Raw genomic sequence first — 22,690 nt, forward strand, 5'->3', positions numbered from 1 at the left:
GTCGCTCGCGGTGCAGCCGGCATGCAGCGACGGTGCAAGAGCCGTGAATCCGCCGGTCTCCTCCAGTCTAGCCCGCCTGCGGGGGGCGCTCCGCCCGCCGTCGACGCCTACTCCTCCGGCTGGTACTTGTAGCCCACGCCGTAGACCGAGCGGATCACCTCGCGCTCCGGCCAGGTCTCGGCGATCTTGCGGCGCAGCTTCTTGATATGGCTGTCCACGGTGCGCTCGGAGACGATGCGATGGTCGCGGTACATGTGATCCATCAGCTGCTCGCGGGCGAAGATGCGCCCCGGCGACTGCATCATCACCTTCAGCAGCTGGAACTCCACCGCGGTCAGCCCCAGGTCCCGGCCGTCGGCCAGCGCCCGCCAGCCCTCCTCGTCGAGGACCAGGTCGCTGCCGCCGCCGGGGGCGGGATCCTGGGCCGCCCGGCTGCGCCGCAGCACGGCCTTGATCCGCGCCACCACCTCCCGGGGGCTGAAGGGCTTGCAGATGTAGTCGTCGGCGCCGAGCTCCAGGCCGAGCAGGCGGTCGACCTCCTCGACCCGCGCGGTGAGCATGACGATGGCGATCTCCGGCCAGCGCTGGCGTACCTCCCGGCACAGCGTCAGGCCGTCGGTGCCGGGCAGCATCAGGTCGAGCAGGATCAGCTCGGGGCGCGTCGCGCGACCCTCGAGCCAGGGCAGCACGGCGTCGCCGTGGGCCAGGTGGTGGCTGGTGAAGCCGCTGCCCTGCAGGTAGTCGGCAACCAGGCGGGCGATCTTGGGTTCGTCCTCGACGATCAGGATCTGGACCGGGTCGGTGTCGTGGGTGCTCATGCGGCGTCCTCCCTGGAAGCGGGGTCCTGGATGGCGGTGAAGGTGAGGGTCCAGCATAGCCCGCCGAGCGCGGAGGGCGAGGCCAGCATCCGGGCGCCGTGGGCACGCGCCAGGGCGGTGGCGATGGAGAGCCCCAGGCCGCTGCCGCCGCTGGCGCGACTGCGCGATCCCTCCACCCGGTAGAGGCGTTCGGTGAGGCGCGGCAGCTCGGCCTCGGGCACCCCGGGGGCGCTGTCCTCCCAGCTCACCCGCACCTCGCCGTCGCGGCAGGCCAGGGTCACGCGCAGGCGGCCCGGCGCGCGGGTGTAGGCGCAGGTGTTGTCGATCAGGTTGTTCCACAGCTGGCGCAGGCGCTGGACGTCGCCGCGGATCCAGGCCGGGCCGTCGATCGCGCGCTCCAGCCGGATGCCGCTGTCGTCGAGCCAGCCGGCGGCCTCGTCGAGTCGCGAGGCGAGGCTCTCGGCCAGGTCCAGCGGGGCCAGCTGGACCTCCAGGGCGCCGGCATCGCTCTGCGAGAGCAGCCGCAGGTCGGCGACCAGGCGCTCCAGCTGGCCCACCTCCTGGGCCAGCGAGTGCAGGTTGTCCGCGTCCAGCGCGCGGATGCCGTCCTGCATCGCCTCGATCTCGCCGCGCAGCACGGCGAGCGGCGTGCGCAGCTCGTGGGCGATGTCCGACACCCAGCGGTTGCGCGCCTCGCGGCTGGCCTCCAGGGTCGCGGCCAGCACGTTGAAGTCGTGGGCGAGGCTCGCCAGCTCGTCGCGACCGTGCTCCGCCAGGCGGGTGCTGTAGTCGCCCTCGGTGAGGCGCCGGGTGGCCCGGGCCATGCCCCGGGTGCGTCGCCCCAGCCACCAGGAGAGGCCGCCGGCCAACAGCAGCGAGGCCAGCCCCAGGGCGGCGACGATGATGCCGAGGTTGCGCTGCTGGCGGGAGAGGAAGATGCGGTCCATGCGCGCCATCAGCTGCTGGGGCGGCCGGTAGCCGAGCATGCCGACCTCCTCGCCGTCGCTCTCGATGGGCAGCCAGCGCAGCTCCGCCGCCTCCTGGTCGCCGTCCGGGGGCAGGCCGATCACCGGCAGGCCGCCGGCGTCGTGGAGCACGAAGTCCCGGGGGTCGCCCAGGCGCCGCTCGATGCCCTCCGGCGGCGGCGTGTCGCCCGGCCACAGCTGTCGGCGCACCAGGCGATGCCAGGCGAGAGGCGACTGGCGCAGCCACTGCCAGTCGCCGCGGCGCGCCCACTCCTCGGCGAGCCCCTCGGCCAGGGTCTCGGCGCGGCGGGTCTGGGTCTTGTCGAGGTATTCGATGAAGCCCTGGTCGAGGCTGCGGGAGACGGCCAGGAACACCAGCCCCGAAATGGCCACGTTGACCACCAGGATGATCGCGAACAGCTTGATGCCGAGTCGCGAGACGGCCGGGCGGGGGAGGCGAGGCGCACGCATGGGCAGGCTCCGGGGTCGAGGGATGGCGAGGGGCGCGATCATTCTCGCCGCCGGACGTGCAGCCTTCGTTCAGGCACTGTGCAGGCAATGTGCAGGTCGTCGACAGCCTCGCGCACTCGGCGGGGGCCGGCAAGCCCGCCCGCGCCTCACAGCGTGAGCAGGAAGAGGATCAGCGGCGGCGAGAGCAGCGAGAGGATGAAGCCCGAGACCACCGCCACCGGCACGCAGGCGACGCCGCCGTGCTGCTGGATCACCGGCAGCGTGAAGTCCATCGAGGTGGCGCCGCCATAGCCGATGGCGAGCGCCGCATGGCGGCGGATCACCAGCGGGATCAGCACGAAGGCGAGCAGTTCCCGGGCCAGGTCGTTGAAGAAGGCCACGCCGCCCAGCAGGGGGCCGAGCTGATCGCCGATCAGGATGCCGGAGAGCGAGTACCAGCCGAAGCCCGCTGCCATGGCGAGCCCCTCGTTCCAGGCGAGGTCGAGCAGCGGGGCGGCGAGCAGGCCGCCGACCAGCGAGCTGGTGGCCAGCGTCAGGGCGATGGCCAGCCCGAAGCGGTTGAGCACGATCTGGCGCAGCGGCATGCCGGAGTTGCGCAGCTGGCAGCCGATCAGCGCCAGCAGCGCGTAGAGCACCCACTCCGCCAGGCGCTCGGCGAGCGCGAACAGGCCGCTGCCGGCCAGCCACTCCAGCAGCAGGCCGATCACCACGCCGGCCACCACCACCGCGACCAGCGACAGCGAGCCGAGCATGGCGGCGAGCTTGCTGGTGGGCGCGCCGGCCACCACCGCCGAGGTGCCGGCGGTCAGCCCCAGTCGGCGCGACAGCCACCACAGCGCCGCCAGGTTGCAGGTCGAGATCACCGCGAACAGCAGCAGCGCCTGGCTGCCCAGGCGCGAGAGCTGGCCGCCCAGGTCGTCCAGGCCGGCGAGGCTCACGCCCATCAGCAGCAGGATCACGTAGATCGAGGCGTTGACGCCGTGGTTGATCGGGGCCATCCACCGCGGATCGCGGACCCGGACCAGGTAGCCCAGCACCAGGGGCAACAGCACGATCAGCAGACCGCTCAGCATCGAGATTCCCTTCCCGTCGGGGTCGCCGGCGGCGACCGAAAACCGCCCACTCTAGTCAATTTCCCTTCGGGGAGGAAGCGCGCTCAGCGCGGGGGGAGGGCGAGTTCGGTCAGCGCCAGGCGGCTGCGCCGCTCGCCGTCGCGGTGGTACTCCATGGCCAGCAGCAGCCCGGGCACGCCGGGATGGAAGCTGAAGCGCAGCCGGCGATCCGGTTCGTCGGGCTCGATGACCTCCACCCGCACCGCCTCGAACTCCCCGGCCGGCAGCGAGAGGGCGGCGCGCGGCAGCAGCCGGTATTCGACCAGCGTCTCGCGACCGCGATGGTCGAGGTAGCGCAGCCGGCAGGGGGCGGCGCACTGTCGGGCCGTGGCGCGCCGCGACAGCTCGAACAGCGCCGCCTGGCGGTCGGGCAGCCGGGCCAGGGCGTCCTGGTCAAGGGTGTAGCGCTTGCCGACCCCGAGCAGGGAGTAGCCGCTGGCGTAGTGCAGCGAGCGCACCGCCTCGCCGGCGAGAAAGCGGCTGCGTTCGCGGCCCTGGGCCAGGGTGATGTCGGCGCGCATGTCGCTCAGCCACTGGCTCCCGTCCCGGGAGAGGCGGTGCTCGATGGTGGCGTTCGGCCAGCCGTCGACCTCCAGGTGATAGCGGGCGTCGAAGGGGCGCGGCTCGGCGGCGTGCACGCCGGCACCGCCCGGCAACAGAAAGACCAGCAGCAGCCAGGGCAGCAGCGGTAACAGCCGCGGGAGGCGGCGATGACGCGAGGGTGAGGGCATGACGGCGCTCCAGGGCCAGCGGTCGGCAGGGGTGAGAGTCCCCACGCGCCGCGGGGTTCCCTGGCGCGGGCGTCTCGCGCGGCCCCACGGGGCTGCTAGGCTTGCGGTGAAGGACGCGCCCGCGTCCACGAGCTCATGCCAACGAGGAGACTCCCATGGCCAGACTCCTGCTGATCGCCGGGGACTACGTCGAGGACTACGAGATCATGGTGCCCTTCCAGGCCCTGCAGGCCATGGGGCACACGGTCGACGCCGTCTGTCCCGACAAGCGCGAGGGCGACAAGGTGCGCACCGCCATCCACGACTTCGAGGGTGACCAGACCTATTCCGAGAAGCCGGGCCACGACTTCGTCCTCAACGCCACCTTCGCCGAGGTGAGCGCCGAGGACTATGACGGCCTGGTGGTGCCCGGGGGGCGCGCCCCGGAATACCTGCGCCTGGACGAGCGCGTGCTGGAGCTGGTGCGCCACTTCTTCGAGTACGACAAGCCGACGGCGGCCATCTGCCACGGCGCTCAGCTGCTGGCGGCGGCGGTGCCCCTCGAGGGCTTTCGCGTCTCGGCCTATCCCGCCTGCGCGCCGGAGGTGCGCCTGGCCGGCGGCGACTTCGCCGAGATCGCGGTCGATCAGGCGGTCACCAGTGGTATGCTGGTCTCCGCTCCGGCCTGGCCCGCCCACCCGGCCTGGCTGAAGCAGTTCGCCGCCCTGCTGTCGTGATCGAGATCGGCGGGGTTTGACGCCACTAGACGACTGGTCTATTCTTTGCCCCATGAAGACGCAAGACACCCGTGACAAGCTGATCCAGATCGGCGCCGAGCTGATCGCCGAGCAGGGCTTCAACGCCACCGGCATCAACGCGGTGCTGAGTCGGGCAGGGGTCCCCAAGGGCTCCTTCTATCACTACTTCTCGAGCAAGGAAGATTTCGGCCTGGCCGTGATCGACGCCTTCGCCGAGCAGTACGACGCGCGCCTGGTGGCGCTTCTCCAGGCGCCGGATCAGCCGCCGCTCTCCCGTCTGCGTCGCTACTTCGACGCCGGCCGGGCCGACATGCACTCCTGCGATCATGCGCGGGGCTGTCTGATCGGCAACCTCGGCCAGGAACTCTCCTCGCGCAGCGAGGTGTTCCGTGCGCGGCTCGACCAGGTATTCCGCCAGTGGGAGCGTCACCTGGTGGCCTGCCTCGAGGAGGCCCGGGCCGCCGGCGAGGTCTCCGAGACGCTCGACGTCGAGCGCCTGGCCGGCTTCATCCTGGCCGGCTGGCAGGGCGCCATGCTGCGCGCCAAGACCACCAAGTCGCTGGCGCCCATGGAGGCCTTCGAGCAGGTGCTGTTCCACGAGGTGCTGGGGCGCGAGGCGGCCCCCCGGGCGATGGCCTCCCACGAGGCCTCCTAGCCCGACAGGCGGCCCTCCCGGCGAGCCGGGAGGGTGGTGTCTGGAGCCACATTCGATTTATCCCGTTTCTAGTAGACCGGTCTAGCAAGGCCGTTTCACGGTATCACTGCACAGGAGCCATATAGATGTCCGAGATCCAAGGCAAGGTCGTGATCATTACCGGGGCCAGCAGCGGCCTCGGCGAAGCCACCGCCCACCGCCTGGCCAAGGCCGGCGCCAAGCTGGTGCTGGGCGCCCGCCGCGAAGAGCGCCTGCAGGCCCTGCGCGACGCCATCGTCGAGCAGGGCGGCGAGGCGATCTACCGCGTCACCGACGTGACCGAGCGCGACCAGGTCGAGGCCCTGGCCGAGGCGGCGAAGGAGGCCTACGGCCGCATCGACGTGCTGGTCAACAACGCCGGCCTGATGCCGCTGTCGCCGCTGGACCAGCTCAAGGTCGACGAGTGGGAGCAGATGGTGGACGTCAACATCAAGGGCGTGCTCTACGGCATCGCCGCGGTGCTGCCGACCATGCGCGAGCAGCACGCCGGCCACATCATCAACCTCTCCTCGGTGGCCGGCCACGTGGTCTTCCCCTCCGCGGCCGTCTACTGCGCCACCAAGTACGCGGTCAAGGCACTCTCCGAGGGCATCCGCCAGGAGGGCGGCGAGGAGATCCGCTCCACCAACATCTCGCCGGGGGCGGTGGCCACCGAGCTCACCTCCACCATCAGCGATGAGGAGACCGCCAAGGGCGTCAACGAGCTCTACGAGATGGCCATCGACGCCGATGCCATCGCCCGGGCGATCGTCTACGCCATCGAGCAGCCGGCCGATGTCGACGTCAACGAGCTGATCATCCGGCCGACCAAGCAGCCGCTCTAAGCCGCGCGCCCGCCGGACGAACGGCCTGAAGGAACCCGGGCACGGTGCCTCGCACCGTGCCCGGTTTTTTGCGTGAGTGCCTTGTGTCGGTGCTTGATGGGTGAGCGTGATGCAGGAGTCCGGCCGGCCCTCAGGCGCGCGACTGCAGGCGCGCAAGGCGCGGGCTCAGGATGACCGGATAGTCGCTCGCGCCCGCCTCGAGGCGCCTGACATCGGCGGGGAAGCGGGGCAGGGCATCGGCGACCCGCTCCCGGGCGTCATCGGCGCGGGCCATCTCGGCCTCGACCAGCCGGCCGGCCTTCACCAGAGGGCGCAGCAGCGGCTCGCCGGCCGCGACCGGCTCGTCGCGCAGGGCGATGACGTCGCCGAGGTAGTGGCCCTGGTCGTCCCGGCGGCGATAGACCTGCTTGGGGCAGGGCAGGTTGATCTTGCCCGGCGAGTGCTTGACCCGCGGCTCGCCGGCGTAGGCGACCAGCTTGTAGGAGAGGTCGATCACCGGGGCGTCCGCGGAGACCCCCATCTGGGTGCCCACCCCGAAGGCGTCGATGGGCGCGCCCTCCTCGAGCAGTACCGCGATCTGGGCCTCGTCGAGGCCGCTGCTGGCGACGATCTGCACCTCGTCATGGCCGGCGTCGTCGAGCAGCCGTCGCGCGCCCCGGGCCAGCTCGCCCAGGTCGCCGGAGTCGAGCCGGATGGCCTTCACCGCGAGGGCCGGCTCCTCGCCGAGCAGCTCGATCACCTTCTGCACCCCCTCGAGGGTGTCGTGGGTGTCGACCAGCAGGGTGGTGCCAGGGTAGTGGCGGGCGAAGGCGCGAAAGGCCTCCCGCTCGCTGTCGTGGGCCAGCACGTAGCTGTGGGCCATGGTGCCGCTGAGCGCCAGGCCGTGGCGCAGGCCGCCGAGCACGTTGCTGGTGCCGGCGAGCCCGGCGGTGCGGTAGGCGCGGACCCCGCGCACCGCGGCATCGATGCCGTGCATGCGGCGCATGCCGAAGTCCACCACCGGCCGGCCCCGCGCCGCCATCACCACGCGCACCGCCTTGGAGGCCAGCACCGTCTCCAGCTGCACCAGGTTCATCGCCAGGCTCTCGAGGAGCTGGGCCTGGGCGATGGGCGCCTCCACCTCCAGCAGCGGCTCGTTGGCGAACACCGGCGTGCCCTCGGGCAGGGTCCAGATGTCGCCCTCGAAGCGCCAGTTGGCCAGCCAGTCGATAAAGCCGGCCTCGAAGAGCCCGGTGTCGGCCAGGCGCGAAAGGGCGGTGTCGCCGAAGCGCAGCCGGGCGAGCCGGGCGGCGGCGTGCTGCTGCCCGCAGGCGAGCATGAAGCGGCGCTCGGGCGGCAGCCGGCGAAAGAAGAGGCTGAAGGTCGCCACGCCCTCCATGGCCTCCTGCCAGTAGGCCTGGGTCATGGTCAGCTGGTAGAGGTCGGTGAGCAGGGCGAGCTCGTCCTCCTCGACCGTCAGGGGCGTCGGCGCGCTCATGGGCGCACCTCGACGCCGGCCTCGAGCAGCGTATCGCGCACGTCGTCCACGGCGGCGGGGTCGACCGCGGCGCTCAAGGCCTCGAGCAGGCGCACCTCGAAGCCCTCACGTCGGGCGTCCAGGGCGGTGGCCCGGACGCAGACGTCCAGCGCCAGGCCGCACACGATCACCCGTTCGACGCCCCGCTCGCGCAGGTAGCCGGCGAGGCCCGTGCCATCGAAGGCGGAGTAGGCGTCGGCATCGAAGGCCGTGGCCTTGCTGACCCGCACCGTCTCGGCGGGCAGCGCGAGGTCGGGATGGAAGGCCGCCCCCGGGGTGTCCTGCACGCAGTGCACCGGCCAGGGGCCGCCGCGATGGTCGAAGCTCGCGTGATCGACGGGGTGCCAGTCCCGCGAGGCGACGACCAGCGCCCCCGCCGCCCGGGCCGCCTCGATCTCGGCGTTGATGCCCGGCACCAGCGCCGTGGCGCCGTTCACCGCCAGGGCGCCGCCCTCGCAGAAGTCGTTCTGCAGGTCCACGACGAGCAGCGCGTCGCGGGGCTCATAGTGCTCGTTAACGCTCATCACGCACCTCCCGGGAGGTCGTAGGGTGTCCCTCCACAGGGTAGGGGCTGAGTCGCCGTTGTTGTAGGGGGCGGTCGCTGCCCGCCCCGCTCAGCCGCTCAGTACCCGGCCCGGGGATCGACGGTGTCGATCGGCGTCCCCGCCTCGAGGGCGCGCAGCGCCTCGGCCACCTGGTCGAGCGCCTCGGCGAGGGGCGTGGGGCCGGCCATGTGGGGGGTGATCATGACCCGCGGGTGCGACCACAGCGGGCTCGCCTCGGGCAGCGGCTCCTCGGGGAAGGCGTCGAGCAGCGCGCCGCGCAGCCGCCCGGTCGTCTCGTCCTCGGCCTCGCCCAGGGCGTCGAGCAGCGCCGCCTCGTCGATCAGGGCGCCGCGCCCCGGGTTGATCAGGCTCGCCCCCTCGGGGAGCCGCGCCAGAGCCTGGGCATCGATGATGTGACGGGTCGCGGGGGTGTCGGGGAGCAGCAGCACCAGGCTCTTGACCCGCTCGAGCAGCGCCTCGAGCCCTGCGTCTCCGTGGTGGCAGTGGATGCCGGGCAGCGTCTTGGGCGAGCGGCTCCAGCCGTGCACCGGGAAGCCGTCGGCGGCCACCATGGCCGCCACCCTGGCGCCGATGGCGCCGAGCCCCAGCACGCCCACCGGCCAGTCGGCCTTGTCGATCACCGCGTGCTCCCGCCACTGGTGGCGTGCCTGCTGGCGGCGATAGCGGTCGAAGTCGCGCTGGAAATGCAGCAGGCCGTAGCGCACGTAGTCGCCGATCAGCTCGGCCATGCCGGCATCGCGCAGCTTGACGATCGGCACCTCCCGGGGCAGGGCGGGATTGTTGAGCAGCGCATCGACCCCGGCGCCGAGGTTGACGATGCCCTTGAGCGCCACCGGCTCGCGCAGCAGCTCGGCGGAGGGCTTCCAGACGGCGAGATAGTCCGCGCTGCGACGCTGCTCCGCCGGGGCCGCGCTGGTGATCACCTCGGCCTCGGGTAGCCGTTCGGCCAGGGCCTCGCGCCACTGCTCGGCGTCGTCGATATGGACCAGCACTCGCATGGGAACCTCCGGGGGAAGATGAACGGTCGAGCCATCTTCCCGATTTCGGCGGCGCGAAGAAAGTCCCGCTCAGGCCGGGGTCGCGCGGCGCTCGCGGCGGGCCTCCGCCGGGGGCGGGTTCGCAGCGGCCGACGCCGGCGCCTCCTGCTCCTCGTGCTCGGCGGCGACCCGGAAGCGGGCGACCCGCTCGGCGAGCTCCGCCGCCTGGGCCTCCAGGGTCGCCGCCGAGGCGTTGGTGGCCTGCACCAGGCCGGCGTTCTGCTGGGTCGTGGCGTCGAGCTCGGCCACCGCCGTGCCGATCTGCGCCAGGCCGTCGGACTGCTCGCGGGTGGCCGCCCCGATGCGCAGCACCTCCTCGCCGAGGCGCTCGATGCCCTCGGTGGTCTCGCTCATACTGACGCCGCTCTGCTCCACCTGGCGGGCGCACTCGTCGAGCTGGCGGCGGGTGCCCTCCAGCAGGTTTCGGATCTCGCCGGCGGCGTCGGCGCTGCGGCTGGCCAGGGCCCGTACCTCGGTCGCCACCACGGCGAAGCCGCGGCCCTTCTCGCCGGCGCGGGCCGCCTCCACCGAGGCGTTGAGGGCCAGGATGTTGGTCTGGAAGGCGATGGTGTCGATGGTCTCGATGATGGAGTCCATGCGCCCGGCATCGGCGACCACGGCCTGGATCAGCGTCACGCTGCGCCTCACGCTGTCGTGGCTCTCCCGCGCCCGGGCGGTGGCGCGCTCGGCCAGGCCGTCGGCCTCCCGGGTGCTCTGGGCGTTCTGTGACACCGAACTGGTGATCTCCTCCATGCTGGCGGCGCTCTGCTGCAAGGCGCTGGCCTGCTGCTCGGTCCGCGAAGCCAGGTCCTGGCCGCCCCGGGCGATCGCCTCGGCACCCTGGTGGACGGCGAGGACAGTGTGGTGGATCGAGGCGACCAGGCCCCCCAGCGAGTCGGTCATCTGGCGCAGCGCGCCGAGCAGTCGCGCGGTCTCGTCGCGGCCGTGCACCTCGATGACCTGGCGCAGGTCGCCCCCGGCGACTCGCTCGGTGATCGCCAGCGCCTGGCCCAGCGGCCGGATGATGCTGCGGGTGATCAAAAGCGACAGGGCGACGGCCACCGCCAGGGCCAGGCCGGCGAACACCAGCAGGCCGGTGAGGGCACTGCCGTGGCGGGCCTCGATGCCGCTCGCGGCGTCGGCCATGTGGGCCTCGGCGCGCTCGCCGATGCCATCGGCGGTTTTCTGGAGCTGGTAGACCGCCGCCTTGTGCGCCGAGAAGGCGCGGTTGGCGTCGGCAGTGGTGGCGAACTCGCCGCCCTGCAGCCGGCGGTAGGTGGCCGCGAAGCCGGCGGCGTAGTCGTCCAGGGCCTCGCCGGCCTCCACGTAGAGCGCCTCGAGCGCGGGGGAGGGGGCCAGGTCGGCGCCGGCCGCCAGGGTGTCGGCGAGCCGCTCCCGGGCCGCGCGCCACTTGTCGTGATACTCGGCGACCTTTTCCGCCTCGCGCAGGTGGATGAAGGCGTCCTTCTCGTAGCGCCGGAGCTGCAGGGCCAGCCGCTGGACCCGCGAGGCGTTGAGGGCGATGGCGGCATCGACCTCCAGGGTGTCGACGGCGGTCGTCCTGACCTGGGACAGGCCGCGGATGCCGACGCCGACGGCGGCCAGCAGCAGCAGGACGATGAGCGCAAAGGCCAGGGCGAGGCGGGCGCCGATGGAGAAGCGTTGCAGCATGGGGGCAGGGACCTTGGGTGAGGGGTGACCCCCTTCTATCGGCCGGCCCTCGTCATTTCTTAAACTACTGTTTTCTAATATTTTAATGGCCTCGGCGCCGGGCCCGCTCGCCGGCGATCGTGGCGCCGCCCCGACGGCGGGCTCGCCGGCCGGAGCGGGCGGCGTCGGCATGGGCGCAGGGGCGGTCGTGACGCGGCGTCGGCGCCCTCCAAGAAATGCTTGACCGCCTACCATGGGTTGGCAGTAACCTGCTCTTAGATAAGCGATCGACTGTGCGACGCCACCCCCGGCCCGTGACCGGGAGGGCCCTCGGCAGTGATGCGGCACCCGGCCCGGCCTTCTCGTCGCAGAGAGGGCCGATTTGTTGATGATGCGATGGCGAGTGGCTTCATGATTCAGGTTTCCCTGCCCTTCACTCGTGAAGAATATGCGACCCGCCTGTGGAAGGTGCGCGCCGAGATGGCCAGCCGCGGTATCGACGTGCTGATCGTCAGCGATCCCTCCAACATGGCCTGGTTGACCGGCTATGACGGCTGGTCCTTCTACGTCCACCAGTGCGTGCTGGTCGGCCTGGAGGGGGAGCCGGTGTGGTATGGCCGGCGAATGGATGCCAACGGGGCCCTGCGCACCTGCTGGATCGACCCGGACAACATCACCTACTACCCGGATTACTACGTCCAGAATCCGGACATGCATCCCATGGACTACCTCGCCCAGACCATCCTGCCCGACCGGGGCTGGCACGAGGGCGTAGTCGGCATGGAGATGGACAACTACTACTTCTCGGCCAAGGCCTACCAGAGCCTGCTGCGCGAGCTGCCCCATGCGCGCTTCATGGACGCCAACTCGCTGGTCAACTGGTGCCGGGCGATCAAGTCGCCGCAGGAGATCGCGTACATGCGGGTGGCGGCGAAGATCGTCGAGGGCATGCACACCCGCATCCTCGAGGTGATCGAGCCGGGCCTGCCCAAGAGCAAGCTGGTCTCGGAGATCTACCGGGTGGCCATCGAGGGCTGGCGCGACGACCAGGGCAAGATCTACGGCGGTGACTATCCCGCCATCGTGCCGATGCTGCCCACCGGCTCGGATGCCGCCGCCCCGCACCTGACCTGGGACGACACCCCGTTCCGCAAGGGCGAGGGCACCTTCTTCGAGATCGCCGGCGTCTTCAAGCGCTACCACGCCCCGATGTCGCGGACCGTCTTCCTGGGCAGGCCGCCCCAGGAGTTCGTGCGCGCCGAATCGGCGCTGCTCGAGGGCATCGAGAACGGCCTGGCGGTGGCCAAGCCTGGCAACCGCACCGCGGACATCGCCATGGCGCTGGGCTCGGCCATGGACAAGTACGGCTTCGACCGCGGCGGTGCCCGCTGCGGCTACCCCATCGGCATCAGCTACCCGCCGGACTGGGGCGAGCGCACCATGAGCCTGCGTCCCTCGGACGAGACCATCCTGCAGCCGGGCATGACCTTCCACTTCATGCCGGGCCTGTGGGAGGACGACTGGGGCCTGGAGATCACCGAGAGCATCCTGATCACCGAGACCGGCTGCGAGACCCTGGCCGACTTCCCGCGCCAGCTGTTCGTGCGCTGAGTTCAACTTACCGCCCAAGGAGGGGCGCGGGGGCAAACCGAAGAGGAGGTCTTTTGCCAGGGAAGGCAAAAGTAGCGTACAGGGAGGTATCCACAGCGCCTCCTGTAGGCCGGCCCCGCTCGCAGGTTTGTCGCCGCAACGGCCCCGCGTCGAGTCTTCGCCCAGAAGGGAGTCTCGGCCAACCCCTAGAAGAAGATGGAGATCACCCCATGACCAAGCGCCCCAGCCCGATTTCCGCCACCGTCGACTTCGACGCCGACGGCGTGCAGCACGGCTTCCTGAAGCTGCCGATCTCCAACGACGAGTCGGCCTGGGGAGCAGTGATGATCCCGATCACCGTGGTCAAGAACGGCGAGGGCCCCACGGCGCTGCTGACCGGCGGCAACCACGGCGACGAGTACGAGGGCATCACCGCGCTGATGAAGCTCGCAAGCACCCTCGAGGCGACCGACGTCACCGGTCGGGTGATCATCGTGCCGATGATGAACACCCCGGCGGTGATGGCCGGCAAGCGCACTTCCGGGCTCGACGGCGGCAACCTCAACCGCAGCTTCCCCGGCGACCCGGACGGCAGCGTGACCGAGAAGATCGCCGACTACTTCACCCGGGTGATGGTGCCGATGAGCGACGTGGTGCTCGACCTGCACTCCGGCGGGCGCACCCTGGACATCATCCCGTTCGGCGCTTCCCACGTGCTGGAGGACGCCGACCAGCAGCGCCAGGCGCTGGAGGGGGCCAAGGCCTTCGGGGCGCCCTACGCCATGATGATGTTCGAGCTCGATGCCGAGGCGCTGTTCGATACCGCGGTGGAGCGCCAGGGCAAGATCTTCGTGGCCACCGAGCTCGGCGGCGGCGGCACTTCCACGCCGGAGAGCCTGGCCATCACCGAGCGCGGCGTGCGCAACTTCCTGATCCACTACGGGCTGATCGAGGGGCGGGTGGAGATGCCCGCCGAGCCCCAGGTCTACCTCGACATGCCCGATGCCAGCTGCTACGTGCAGAGCGAGCACTCCGGCCTCCTGGAGCTGACCCTGGCGCTCGGTGAGCCGGTGGAGCGGGGCCAGGTGATCGCCCGGGTCTACGACATGACCCGCAGCGGCACCCCGCCCGTGGAGTACCGTGCCGAGCGCAGCGGCATCCTCGCCGCACGGCGCTTCCCGGCGCAGGTCAACATGGGCGATACCATCGCGGTGATCGCCGAGGTGGTCGAGTCGCTGGCATGAAGCTCGATCGCTACGACCTGAAGATCCTCGAGATCCTCTCCCGCGACGGGCGCATCACCAAGTCGAAGCTGGCCGAGGCGATCAACCTCTCGGTCAGCCCCTGCTGGGAGCGGGTGCGGCGGCTCGAGAAGGCCGGGATCATCGAGGGCTACAGCGCCCGCATCAATCCCGATGCGCTGGTCAAGCGCACCCCGGTGTGGGTGCAGATCGAGCTCAAGGCACACAATGCCGAGAGCTTCGCTCGCTTCGAGGCTCTGGTCCACGCCACCCCCGAGGTCACCGAGTGCGTGGCCGTCGGCGGTGGCGTCGACTACCTGATCAAGTTCGAGACCGATTCCATCGATGCCTATCAGCGCCGCATGGATGCCTGGTTGACCGGCGAGGCCGGCATCGAGCGCTACTTCACCTACATCGTCACCAAGACGGTGAAGCGTCCCTCCCCGGGGTTCTCTCCCGACGATCTCGCCTGAACGGATTCGCCCCGACCGCGATGTCAGCGTTGATGTCATGCCGGCACATGTGTCATAAGCTGGTCTTGGAGGGTGGGCGAGTGTCCACCCGGCCGGGCGATCCTGCCGGCATGCATCCGCTGGTGCCGGTTCGTGTTCGATAGTGCCCCGGAAGTGTTCTAGATCGCCTGACGCAGAGAGCTCCTATGTCCTATTTCACGATTGCCGGTGTGCAGATGCACGCCCATCACCACGGTGACAACACCGAGGCCATGCGCCATCGCATCGACGTGCTGATGAGCCGCTTCCCCCAGGTACAGATGGTGCTGTTCAGCGAGCTGATGCCGATGGGGGCCTCGACGCATCATGCGCAGCCGCTGCCCAGCGACGCCGAGGCGATGTTCTGCCAGATCGCCGAGCAGCATCGCATCTGGCTGATTCCCGGCTCGATGTTCGAGCAGGCCGAGGACGGCATCTACAACACCCTCTCGGTGATCAACCCCCACGGCCAGGTGGTCAACCGCTTTCGCAAGCTGTTCCCCTTCCGTCCCTACGAGATCGGGGTCGAGAGCGGCACCGAGTTCGTGGTCTTCGACGTGCCCAATGTCGGTCGCTTCGGGGTCTCGATCTGCTACGACATGTGGTTCCCCGAGACCACCCGCACCCTGGCCGCCATGGGCGCCGAGGTGATCCTGCACCCGACCATGACCGACACCATCGACCGCGACATCGAGCTGTCGATGGCGCGCACCAACGCGGCGGTCAACCAGTGCTACTTCTTCGACATCAACGGCGCCGGGGCCCTGGGCAACGGCCGCTCGATCGTGGTGGGGCCCTCCGGCGACGTCATTCACCAGGCGGGGATCGGCGAGGAGATCATGCCGATCGAGGTCGACATGACGCGGGTGCGGCGTGAGCGCGAGGCGGGGCTGCGTGGCCTGGGCCAGCCGCTGAAGAGCTTCCGCGACCGCAAGGTGGATTTCTCGCTCTACCGCAGCGAGACCGGCTCCACGCCCTTCCTCGACACCCTGGGTCCGCTGGCCAAGCCGGTCCGGGCCAACGTCGAGGACTATTGACCTCTCGCCTGCGGGCGGGGCAGTGACAAGGAGACTCCATGCTGGACCCACTGCTTCGATGGCTGCGCCGCCTGTTTGGCAACTCCCCGGCGGCTCCTGCCGCGCACCAGGCGCCTGGCGCCTCCCCCGTAACCGATGGAGCGACCACGATGAGCACAATAACAACCATTGCCGACGTCCGCCGCCACTTCCTCAACAACAAGGAGCCGATCTACTTCATCTCGGCCACCAACTTCAACCTGCTGGGCATCGGCGACTGGGTGGGCAACTTCCGCCACATCAACTACATCGACTGCTTCGAGGGCCAGCAGCGCAACGTCTTCGTGCCCAAGGAGAAGTTTCCCCGCGACTTCGAGAGCATCGAGGACATCAACAACTACCTCCTCGAGCACAAGGAGGTCATCGACTTCATCCAGTCCCGCGCCCAGGGCGAGAATGCCGGCGTGGCCGCCTTCCTGATGTTCGACGAGCACACCGAGGAGGTCTGCGAGCAGCTCGGCCTCAAGGTGGCGTTCCCGCCGGCCAAGCTGCGCTCGCGCATGGACAACAAGATCGAGACGGTGCGCATCGGCAACAAGGCCGGCGTGCCCAGCGTGCCCAACGTGCTGGCCAAGGTGGGCAGCTACCAGGAGCTGTGCGAGGTGAGCCGGGAGCTCGGCGACGACCTGGTGGTGCAGACCGCCTTCGGCGACTCCGGCCACACCACCTTCTTCATCTCCAGCGAGGACGACTACTACAAGCACGCCGAGGAGATCGAGGCCGAGGCCGAGGTCAAGATCATGAAGCGCATCAACTGCCGCGGCTCGGCCATCGAGGCCTGCGCCACTCGCTGCGGCACCGTGGTCGGCCCGCTGATGACCGAGCTGGTCGGCTTCAAGACGCTGACCCCCTACAAGGGCGGCTGGTGCGGCAACGAGATGTTCGCCGGGGCCTTCGACCAATCGGTCCGCGACAAGGCCCGGGAGTACACCTTCCAGTTCGGCGAGGCACTGCGCGAGGAGGGCTATCGCGGCTACTTCGAGCTCGATTTCCTGATCGACATGGACAACGGCGAGGTCTACCTCGGCGAGCTCAACCCGCGGGTCACCGGGGCCAGCTCGCTGACTAACGTGGCGGCCTTCGCCCACTCCGACATCCCGCTGTTCCTGTTCCACCTGCTGGAGTTCTCCGACGTCGACTTCGATCTCGACATCAACGAGATCAACGAGCGCTGGTCGCACCCGGAGAGCGTCGACAGCTGGAGCCAGCTCGTCATCAAGCACACCGACGAGAGCGTCGACCTGCTGACCCAGGCGCCGCGCACCGGGGTCTGGAAGATGGCCGCCGACGGCAGCATCGGCTACCACCACTACAACTATCACCCCCACGCCGCCGAGGACGAGAGCGAGGGCTTCTTCCTGCGCATCAGCGGGGCGGGCGACTTCCGCTATGAGGGCGCCGATCTCGGCATCCTGATCACCCGCGGGCGCCTGATGGACGACGACTTCCAGCTCAACGAGCGTGCCAAGGCGTGGATCGACGGTATCCGCGGCCAGTACGCGGGCCAGTCGCTTCAGGATCCGGTGGTGGAGGAGGTGGCCGTCAGCCACGCCGTCGGCGGCGGCAACTTCAAGATCCTGTGAACACCGGGATCGGATCCCCTTCGTCGCGGGAGGTGCCGCCGGGCGAGATGGACAAGATGCTCGATTTCCGCACCGTGCATGAGGCGACGGCGGGGCCGCGCTGGCAGGCGCTGTTCGCCCACCACTGGCCGGCCTACGAGCAGTGGTACCTGAGCGAGGGGGAGCGCGAGCGGCCGGGGTATCTCGCCTGCTACAACGCCCTGCGCCGGCACATGCCGGAGCTGCTCGAGACCTATCGGGCGCTCTGCGATCTGGCCGGCGGCGGGGATCTGGCCGCGCGCTTCCTGAGCCTCTACCAGCCGCCGCCCTACATCACCGGCTGCTCCCAGGCGGTGCTGGCAAGCCCCGAGTCGACGGTGCTGGCGCGCAACTACGACTACCCCCCGGAGCTGTGCGAGGGGACCATCCTCTACACCCACTGGAACGCCCGGCGGGTGATCGCCATGACCGACTGCCTGTGGGGCGTGCTCGACGGCATGAATGACTCGGGGCTCGCCGTGTCGCTGGCCTTCGGCGGGCGCAAGGCGGTGGGGCAGGGGTTCGGTGCGCCGATCATCCTGCGCTACCTGCTGGAGTTCTGCGACAGCGTGCCCGAGGCCGCCGAGGTGCTGGCGCGGATTCCCACCCACATGGCCTACAACATTACCGTGGCCGACGCCGCCGGTCGCTACGTCACGGCGATGATCGCTCCCGACCGTCGCGCCAGCATCCGTCGGGTGCCGGTGGCGACCAACCACCAGAAGAAGATCGAGTGGTACGCCCACGCCTTGGCCTCGGAGACGCTGATCCGCGAGCGCCAGCTGTCGATCCTGGTGGACGACGAGGCCACCACCGAGGAGCGGCTGATCGCCGCCTTCTCGTCGCCGCCGCTGTTCCGCCACGACTACCGCCGCGGCCTGGGCACGGTCTACACCGCGGTCTATCGACCCGTCTCGGGTCGCGCGCAGTTCCACTGGCCCGGCCTGACCCTCGACCTGGGCTTCGACCACTTTCCCGAGGAGCGCATCACCGTGCGCTACGGGGTGCGAGGACTGCACTCCGGCTGATCCCGGGACCATCCCCGCCCCTTCAACAACAACGAACCTGGATGGGTGTTGCCATGCAAGAGTTGACGCAAACCGAGACGCCCTACACCGCCCTGGGCTTCTACCACAAGATCTCCCAGCTGCGTGCCGACACCTGGAATGCGCTGAAGCGTGACCTCGGGCAGCTGGTCCGCCTGGATGACGAGGGCCGGGCCAAGAACCTGGTCAAGGCGGTCGAGGTCAAACTGACGCGGCTCGAGATCATCGAGGACTATCACGCCTTCCCCTCCAAGGAGGACTTCCGCCACCTCTGGGCGCTGTTCGATCGCAAGGAGTACGGGCTCCTGGAGAAGGTGGTCAGGCGCCTGGTGCGGGCGCTGATCAGCGAGTCCTACCGGCGTCGCCACGTCGACCTCTCCGAGACCGATGCCGACGCCGAGGATCTGGAGACCCTCGACGCCCTGACGCAGCTGCGCCGCGGCCACCCCGCCTCCAGCAGCTCGGCCCAGCCCTACTTCGAGCTGCTGATCGTCGACAACCTCTCGGCCCCGGAGGAGGAGGTGGTCCGCGAGGCCTTCCACAGCATGCGCCGCCCGGAGGACCGCTTCGTCTACGACGTGGTCACGGTGCGCAGCTTCGAGGACGCGCTGATCGCGGTACTGGTCAACCCCAACATCCAGGCCTGCCTGATCCGCTACGAGTTCCCCTACAAGTCGAAGTACAACCTCAGCGCCCTGCGCAGCTACCTCGAGGGGATCTCCGAGCAGTCGCTGGAGCAGAAGTCGGAGGCCGAGCGCAGCATCCTGCTGAGCTCGATGATCCACGAGCTGCGCCCCGAGATCGACCAGTTCCTGGTCACCAGCGGCGACGTGGAGGCCACGGCCAGCCGCGACATCCGTCACTTCAATCGCATCTTCTACCGCGAGACGGACTACATCGAGCAGCACCACACCATCCTGCGGGCGATCGACAATCGCTACCGCACGCCCTTCTTCGACGCCCTGCGCGAGTACAGCAAGAAGCCGACCGGGGTCTTCCACGCCATGCCCATCTCCCGGGGCAAGTCGATCACCCGCTCGCACTGGGCGGGGCAGATGATCGACTTCTACGGCATCAACATCTTCCTCGCCGAGACCTCTGCCACCTCCGGCGGGCTCGACTCCCTGTTGCAGCCCTACGGGCCGATCAAGAAGGCCCAGGAGTACGCCGCCCGCGCCTTCGGTGCGCGCCAGACCTTCTTCGTCACCAACGGCACCTCCACGGCCAACAAGATCGTCGTCCAGGCGCTGGTCAAGCCACGAGACATCGTGCTGATCGACCGCGACTGCCACAAGTCGCACCACTACGGCATGGTGCTGGCCGGCGCCCACGTCAGCTACCTCGACTCCTACCCGCTCAATGACTACTCGATGTATGGCGCGGTACCGCTGCACGAGATCAAGAAGACGCTGCTCGGCTACAAGCGCTCGGGCCAGCTCCACAAGGTCAAGATGCTGCTGCTCACCAACTGCACCTTCGACGGCGTGGTCTACAACGTGCGGCGGGTGATGGAGGAGTGCCTGGCGATCAAGCCCGACCTGGTCTTCCTGTGGGACGAGGCGTGGTTCGCCTTCGCCGGCTTCAACCCGACCTACCGGCCGCGCACCGCCATGCATGCCGCCCGCACCCTGCGTGATCTCTACCGCAGCGACGCCTATCGCGAGGAGTACGCGGCCTGGAAGGCCGAGTTCGACGCCCTCGATCCCGACGACGATGCCACCTGGCTCGATCGGCGCCTGATGCCCGACCCCGATACGGTGCGCATCCGCGCCTATGCCACCCACTCCACCCACAAGACCCTGACCTCGCTGCGTCAGGGCTCGATGATCCACATCTGGGATCAGGACTATCGCCAGAAGGTCGAGGCGCCGTTCCACGAGGCCTACATGACCCATACCTCGACCTCGCCGAACTACCAGATCATCGCCTCGCTGGACGTGGGGCGCATGCAGGCCGAGATGGAGGGCTTCGAGCTGGTGCACGCCCAGGTCGAGGCGGCGCTGTCGCTGCGCGAGCAGCTCTATACCCACCCGCTGCTGCAGAAGTACTTCCGGGTGCTGATCAACCGCGACATGGTGCCGCTGGAGTACCGCGAGTCGGGGGTCGAGACCTTCTACGACCCGGTCACCGGCTGGAACAAGATGGAGGAGGCCTGGGCCAACGACGAATTCGTTGTCGACCCCAGCCGCATCACCATCGCCATCGGCGCCACCGGCATCGACGGCGACACCTTCAAGAACGAATACCTGATGAACAAGTACGGCATCCAGATCAACAAGACCTCGCGCAATACCGTGCTGTTCATGACCAACATCGGCACCTCCCGGGGGGCCATCGCCTACCTGCTCGACGTGCTGATCAAGCTGGCCAAGGAGTTCGAGTACCGCTGGGAGGAGAGCAGCCGCCCCGAGCGCAAGATCATCGAGAACCGCGTCCACTCGCTGACCAAGGAGCTGCCGCCGCTGCCGGACTTCAGCCGCTTCCACGACGCCTTCCGCCCCAAGGCTGAGAGCGCCACGCCGGAGGGGGACATCCGCCGCGCCTACTTCCTGAGCTACGACGAGGAGAACACCGAGTACCTGCGCTTCGACAACGGCGAGCTGCAGGCCCACATGCGCGACGGCCGCGACGTGGTCTCGGCGAGCTTCGTGATCCCCTATCCGCCGGGCTTCCCGGTGCTGGTGCCCGGGCAGGTGGTCAGCGCGGAGATCCTGCACTTCCTGCAGGCCCTGGACGTCACCGAGATCCACGGCTACAGGCCGGAGCTCGGCCTGCTGGTGTTCACCGAGGAGGCGCTGACCAACCCGCCCGAGGGCTGAGCCTCGGCGTCCGGAACGGGCGCCCACAGAAAAAACCGCGGCGTAGCGGCGCAGGACAAAAAATCCTGCGTCCTATTCGCCGGTGAACGAAAAGTCTCGTCCCGCCATCGCCCTTACCCTGTACCCATCGAGCCGTCCTGTGGCCTAGCGACAGGCGGCTCGTCCGTTTCTATCACGCCGGCCATGAGGTGGCCGGCGCGTCAGGGGAGGTAGCGCATGACTCTGTCCAACAAGCTCAGCGATCCGCGTCTGTTCCGTCAGTACGCCTACGTGGACGGCAAGTGGACCCACGGCGACGGCAACCGCGAGGAGGCCGTCTTCGACCCGGCCACCGGCGAGACGCTGGGCCACATCCCCTGGCTGGAGCCCCACCAGATCACCGCGGCCGTGGATGCCGCCGAGGCCGCCTTCGTGCACTGGCGTGCGCTGCGTGCCGACGAGCGCTGCGAGCGGCTGCTCGCCTGGTACGACCTGCTGCAGGTCCACCGCGAGGACCTCGCGCTGATCATGACCCTCGAGCAGGGCAAGCCGCTGCCCGACGCCCGGGGCGAGGTGGAGTACGGGGCCAGCTTCGTGCGCTGGTTCGCCGAGGAGGGCAAGCGCACCTTCGGCGAGACCATCCCGAGTCATATTCCCAATGCGGCGCTCGGCACCCTCAAGGAGCCGGTGGGCATCGCCGCGCTGATCACGCCCTGGAACTTCCCGCTGGCGATGATCACCCGCAAGGCCGCCGCCGCCATGGCCGCCGGCTGCACGGTGATCGTCAAGCCCGCCGGCGAGACCCCGTTCTCGGCGCTGGCGCTGGCGGAGCTCGCCGAGCGCGCCGGCATCCCGGCCGGGGTGTTCAACGTGGTGCTGGGCGATCCCCCCGAGGTGTCCCGGATCCTGTGCGACGAGGACCGCGTCAAGGCGCTCTCCTTCACCGGCTCCACCCGGGTCGGTCGGCTGCTGCTGGAGCAGAGCGCCAACACCGTGAAGCGCGTGTCTCTGGAGCTTGGCGGGAACGCCCCCTTCATCGTCGGGCCGGACATGGATCCCCGGGAGGCAGCCTTCGCCGCGGTGGCGGCCAAGTTCCAGACCGCCGGGCAGGACTGCCTCGCCGCGGACCGCATCCTGGTCCACGAGTCGATCCATGACGAGTTCGTCGAGCACTTCGCCGAGCGCATGGCGGCGCTGACCGTGGGCAACGGCCTGGAGAGCGAGGTCGACCTGGGCCCGCTGATCCATCGCCAGGCGGTGGAGAAGGCCGCGGCCATCGTCGACGACGCCATCTCCAAGGGCGCGACCCTGGTGGCCGGCGACCAGAGCCAGGCGCCGGGCGAGAACTTCTTCATGCCGGTGCTGCTGACGGGCGTGACCCACGACATGAAGATCTGGCACGAGGAGAGCTTCGCGCCGGTGGCCGGGATCACCGCCTACGCCGACGACGACCAGGTCATCGAGATGGCCAACGACACCGAGTACGGCCTCGCGGCCTACCTCTACACCCACGACATCCGCCGCATCTGGAAGGTCCTGCGGGCCCTGGAGTTCGGCATGGTGTCGGTGAACTCGGTGAAGATGACCGGCCCCCCGGTGCCCTTCGGCGGCGTCAAGCACTCCGGCCTCGGCCGCGAGGGCGGCGTCACCGGGATCGACGAATACCTGGAAACCAAGTATTACTGCCTCGGCGCCCTGGGCTCCGTCTCCGGGAGCTGAGTCCGAG

The 22,690-nt window shown here is 69.4% G+C and carries 19 protein-coding genes; 11 read left to right on the forward strand and 8 right to left on the reverse strand.

Annotation, left to right across the window (positions count from 1 at the left end; translation table 11 throughout):
* Window positions 1-107: 107 nt before the first annotated feature.
* From C9F13_RS07995 to C9F13_RS08010, 4 genes are all read right to left on the reverse strand, one after another.
* Window positions 108-818 carry a response regulator gene (locus C9F13_RS07995; RefSeq protein ID WP_108445706.1) on the reverse strand — a complete coding sequence of 237 codons (711 nt, stop codon included), beginning with the start codon at window positions 816-818 and terminating at the stop codon, window positions 108-110.
* Entirely contained in the window at window positions 815-2,254 is a 1,440-nt protein-coding gene (locus C9F13_RS08000) for an ATP-binding protein (protein WP_108445707.1), read from the reverse strand. The genes C9F13_RS07995 and C9F13_RS08000 overlap by 4 nt, the downstream gene beginning before the upstream one ends.
* 146 nt (window positions 2,255-2,400) lie before the next feature.
* Complete coding sequence (locus tag C9F13_RS08005) at window positions 2,401-3,327, reverse strand: LysO family transporter (RefSeq protein ID WP_108445708.1); 927 nt, start codon at window positions 3,325-3,327, stop codon at window positions 2,401-2,403.
* An 83-nt stretch (window positions 3,328-3,410) separates the two neighbouring features.
* Window positions 3,411-4,097, reverse strand: a complete 687-nt coding sequence (locus C9F13_RS08010) for a hypothetical protein (RefSeq protein ID WP_108445709.1) — start codon at window positions 4,095-4,097, stop codon at window positions 3,411-3,413.
* 155 nt (window positions 4,098-4,252) lie between these two features.
* Between C9F13_RS08010 and C9F13_RS08015 the strand changes: the two genes are divergently transcribed.
* The 3 genes from C9F13_RS08015 (at window position 4,253) to C9F13_RS08025 (ending at window position 6,352) form a co-directional block, all read left to right on the forward strand.
* Window positions 4,253-4,813: a DJ-1/PfpI family protein gene (locus tag C9F13_RS08015; protein ID WP_108445710.1), complete on the forward strand. Its 561-nt coding sequence runs from the start codon at window positions 4,253-4,255 to the stop codon at window positions 4,811-4,813.
* 52 nt (window positions 4,814-4,865) lie between these two features.
* Complete coding sequence (locus C9F13_RS08020; protein ID WP_108445711.1) at window positions 4,866-5,489, forward strand: TetR/AcrR family transcriptional regulator; 624 nt, start codon at window positions 4,866-4,868, stop codon at window positions 5,487-5,489.
* A gap of 125 nt (window positions 5,490-5,614) precedes the next feature.
* Window positions 5,615-6,352: an SDR family oxidoreductase gene (locus C9F13_RS08025; protein ID WP_108445712.1), complete on the forward strand. Its 738-nt coding sequence runs from the start codon at window positions 5,615-5,617 to the stop codon at window positions 6,350-6,352.
* Window positions 6,353-6,482: 130 nt separating this feature from the next.
* On the opposite strand, the gene C9F13_RS08030 is transcribed toward C9F13_RS08025, so the two are convergent.
* The 4 genes from C9F13_RS08030 to C9F13_RS08045 form a co-directional block, all read right to left on the reverse strand.
* Window positions 6,483-7,829 (reverse strand): nicotinate phosphoribosyltransferase, encoded by a 1,347-nt coding sequence (locus tag C9F13_RS08030; RefSeq protein ID WP_108445713.1) that lies wholly within the window; start codon window positions 7,827-7,829, stop codon window positions 6,483-6,485.
* Entirely contained in the window at window positions 7,826-8,392 is a 567-nt protein-coding gene (locus C9F13_RS08035; RefSeq protein ID WP_108445714.1) for a nicotinamidase, read from the reverse strand. The genes C9F13_RS08030 and C9F13_RS08035 overlap by 4 nt, the downstream gene beginning before the upstream one ends.
* Window positions 8,393-8,490: 98 nt before the next feature.
* The gene (locus C9F13_RS08040) at window positions 8,491-9,432 is read right to left on the reverse strand and encodes a 2-hydroxyacid dehydrogenase (protein WP_108445715.1); all 942 of its coding nucleotides are present in this window, start codon (window positions 9,430-9,432) and stop codon (window positions 8,491-8,493) included.
* Window positions 9,433-9,501: 69 nt separating this feature from the next.
* Window positions 9,502-11,142, reverse strand: a complete 1,641-nt coding sequence (locus C9F13_RS08045) for a methyl-accepting chemotaxis protein (protein WP_108445716.1) — start codon at window positions 11,140-11,142, stop codon at window positions 9,502-9,504.
* A 390-nt stretch (window positions 11,143-11,532) separates the two neighbouring features.
* Here C9F13_RS08045 and doeA point away from each other — a divergent pair, with 390 nt between their 5' ends.
* From doeA to C9F13_RS08085, 8 genes are all read left to right on the forward strand, one after another.
* Entirely contained in the window at window positions 11,533-12,732 is a 1,200-nt protein-coding gene (doeA, locus tag C9F13_RS08050; RefSeq protein ID WP_108445988.1) for an ectoine hydrolase DoeA, read from the forward strand.
* Window positions 12,733-12,941: 209 nt separating this feature from the next.
* On the forward strand, window positions 12,942-13,955 hold the full coding sequence (gene doeB / locus C9F13_RS08055; RefSeq protein WP_108445717.1) for a N(2)-acetyl-L-2,4-diaminobutanoate deacetylase DoeB: 1,014 nt from the start codon (window positions 12,942-12,944) through the stop codon (window positions 13,953-13,955).
* On the forward strand, window positions 13,952-14,425 hold the full coding sequence (locus C9F13_RS08060; RefSeq protein WP_108445718.1) for an Lrp/AsnC family transcriptional regulator: 474 nt from the start codon (window positions 13,952-13,954) through the stop codon (window positions 14,423-14,425). The genes doeB and C9F13_RS08060 overlap by 4 nt, the downstream gene beginning before the upstream one ends.
* Before the next feature lie 185 nt (window positions 14,426-14,610).
* A complete protein-coding gene (locus C9F13_RS08065) occupies window positions 14,611-15,480 on the forward strand; it encodes a carbon-nitrogen hydrolase family protein (RefSeq protein WP_108445719.1) in 870 nt (289 codons plus the stop codon).
* 149 nt (window positions 15,481-15,629) lie between these two features.
* The gene (locus C9F13_RS08070; protein ID WP_108445720.1) at window positions 15,630-17,102 is read left to right on the forward strand and encodes a biotin carboxylase; all 1,473 of its coding nucleotides are present in this window, start codon (window positions 15,630-15,632) and stop codon (window positions 17,100-17,102) included.
* A 47-nt stretch (window positions 17,103-17,149) separates the two neighbouring features.
* Window positions 17,150-18,148, forward strand: a complete 999-nt coding sequence (locus C9F13_RS08075) for a C45 family autoproteolytic acyltransferase/hydrolase (RefSeq protein ID WP_245888733.1) — start codon at window positions 17,150-17,152, stop codon at window positions 18,146-18,148.
* Window positions 18,149-18,201: 53 nt separating this feature from the next.
* The gene (locus C9F13_RS08080) at window positions 18,202-20,985 is read left to right on the forward strand and encodes an aminotransferase class I/II-fold pyridoxal phosphate-dependent enzyme (RefSeq protein ID WP_108445721.1); all 2,784 of its coding nucleotides are present in this window, start codon (window positions 18,202-18,204) and stop codon (window positions 20,983-20,985) included.
* Window positions 20,986-21,201: 216 nt separating this feature from the next.
* Window positions 21,202-22,683: an NAD-dependent succinate-semialdehyde dehydrogenase gene (locus C9F13_RS08085; protein WP_108445722.1), complete on the forward strand. Its 1,482-nt coding sequence runs from the start codon at window positions 21,202-21,204 to the stop codon at window positions 22,681-22,683.
* The last annotated feature ends 7 nt before the right edge of the window (window positions 22,684-22,690 follow it).

Origin of the sequence: Halomonas denitrificans (genome assembly GCF_003056305.1) — a bacterium.
GTDB classification, from domain to species: Bacteria; Pseudomonadota; Gammaproteobacteria; order Pseudomonadales; family Halomonadaceae; genus Halomonas; species Halomonas denitrificans.

Coding starts and splice junctions, on each gene's coding strand:
- C9F13_RS07995 (WP_108445706.1), bottom strand. CDS start 818: ATGAGCACCCACGACACCGACCCGGTCCAGATCCTGATCGTCGAGGAC.
- C9F13_RS08000 (WP_108445707.1), bottom strand. CDS start 2,254: ATGCGTGCGCCTCGCCTCCCCCGCCCGGCCGTCTCGCGACTCGGCATC.
- C9F13_RS08005 (WP_108445708.1), bottom strand. CDS start 3,327: ATGCTGAGCGGTCTGCTGATCGTGCTGTTGCCCCTGGTGCTGGGCTAC.
- C9F13_RS08010 (WP_108445709.1), bottom strand. CDS start 4,097: ATGCCCTCACCCTCGCGTCATCGCCGCCTCCCGCGGCTGTTACCGCTG.
- C9F13_RS08015 (WP_108445710.1), top strand. CDS start 4,253: ATGGCCAGACTCCTGCTGATCGCCGGGGACTACGTCGAGGACTACGAG.
- C9F13_RS08020 (WP_108445711.1), top strand. CDS start 4,866: ATGAAGACGCAAGACACCCGTGACAAGCTGATCCAGATCGGCGCCGAG.
- C9F13_RS08025 (WP_108445712.1), top strand. CDS start 5,615: ATGTCCGAGATCCAAGGCAAGGTCGTGATCATTACCGGGGCCAGCAGC.
- C9F13_RS08030 (WP_108445713.1), bottom strand. CDS start 7,829: ATGAGCGCGCCGACGCCCCTGACGGTCGAGGAGGACGAGCTCGCCCTG.
- C9F13_RS08035 (WP_108445714.1), bottom strand. CDS start 8,392: ATGAGCGTTAACGAGCACTATGAGCCCCGCGACGCGCTGCTCGTCGTG.
- C9F13_RS08040 (WP_108445715.1), bottom strand. CDS start 9,432: ATGCGAGTGCTGGTCCATATCGACGACGCCGAGCAGTGGCGCGAGGCC.
- C9F13_RS08045 (WP_108445716.1), bottom strand. CDS start 11,142: ATGCTGCAACGCTTCTCCATCGGCGCCCGCCTCGCCCTGGCCTTTGCG.
- doeA (WP_108445988.1), top strand. CDS start 11,533: ATGATTCAGGTTTCCCTGCCCTTCACTCGTGAAGAATATGCGACCCGC.
- doeB (WP_108445717.1), top strand. CDS start 12,942: ATGACCAAGCGCCCCAGCCCGATTTCCGCCACCGTCGACTTCGACGCC.
- C9F13_RS08060 (WP_108445718.1), top strand. CDS start 13,952: ATGAAGCTCGATCGCTACGACCTGAAGATCCTCGAGATCCTCTCCCGC.
- C9F13_RS08065 (WP_108445719.1), top strand. CDS start 14,611: ATGTCCTATTTCACGATTGCCGGTGTGCAGATGCACGCCCATCACCAC.
- C9F13_RS08070 (WP_108445720.1), top strand. CDS start 15,630: ATGAGCACAATAACAACCATTGCCGACGTCCGCCGCCACTTCCTCAAC.
- C9F13_RS08075 (WP_245888733.1), top strand. CDS start 17,150: ATGGACAAGATGCTCGATTTCCGCACCGTGCATGAGGCGACGGCGGGG.
- C9F13_RS08080 (WP_108445721.1), top strand. CDS start 18,202: ATGCAAGAGTTGACGCAAACCGAGACGCCCTACACCGCCCTGGGCTTC.
- C9F13_RS08085 (WP_108445722.1), top strand. CDS start 21,202: ATGACTCTGTCCAACAAGCTCAGCGATCCGCGTCTGTTCCGTCAGTAC.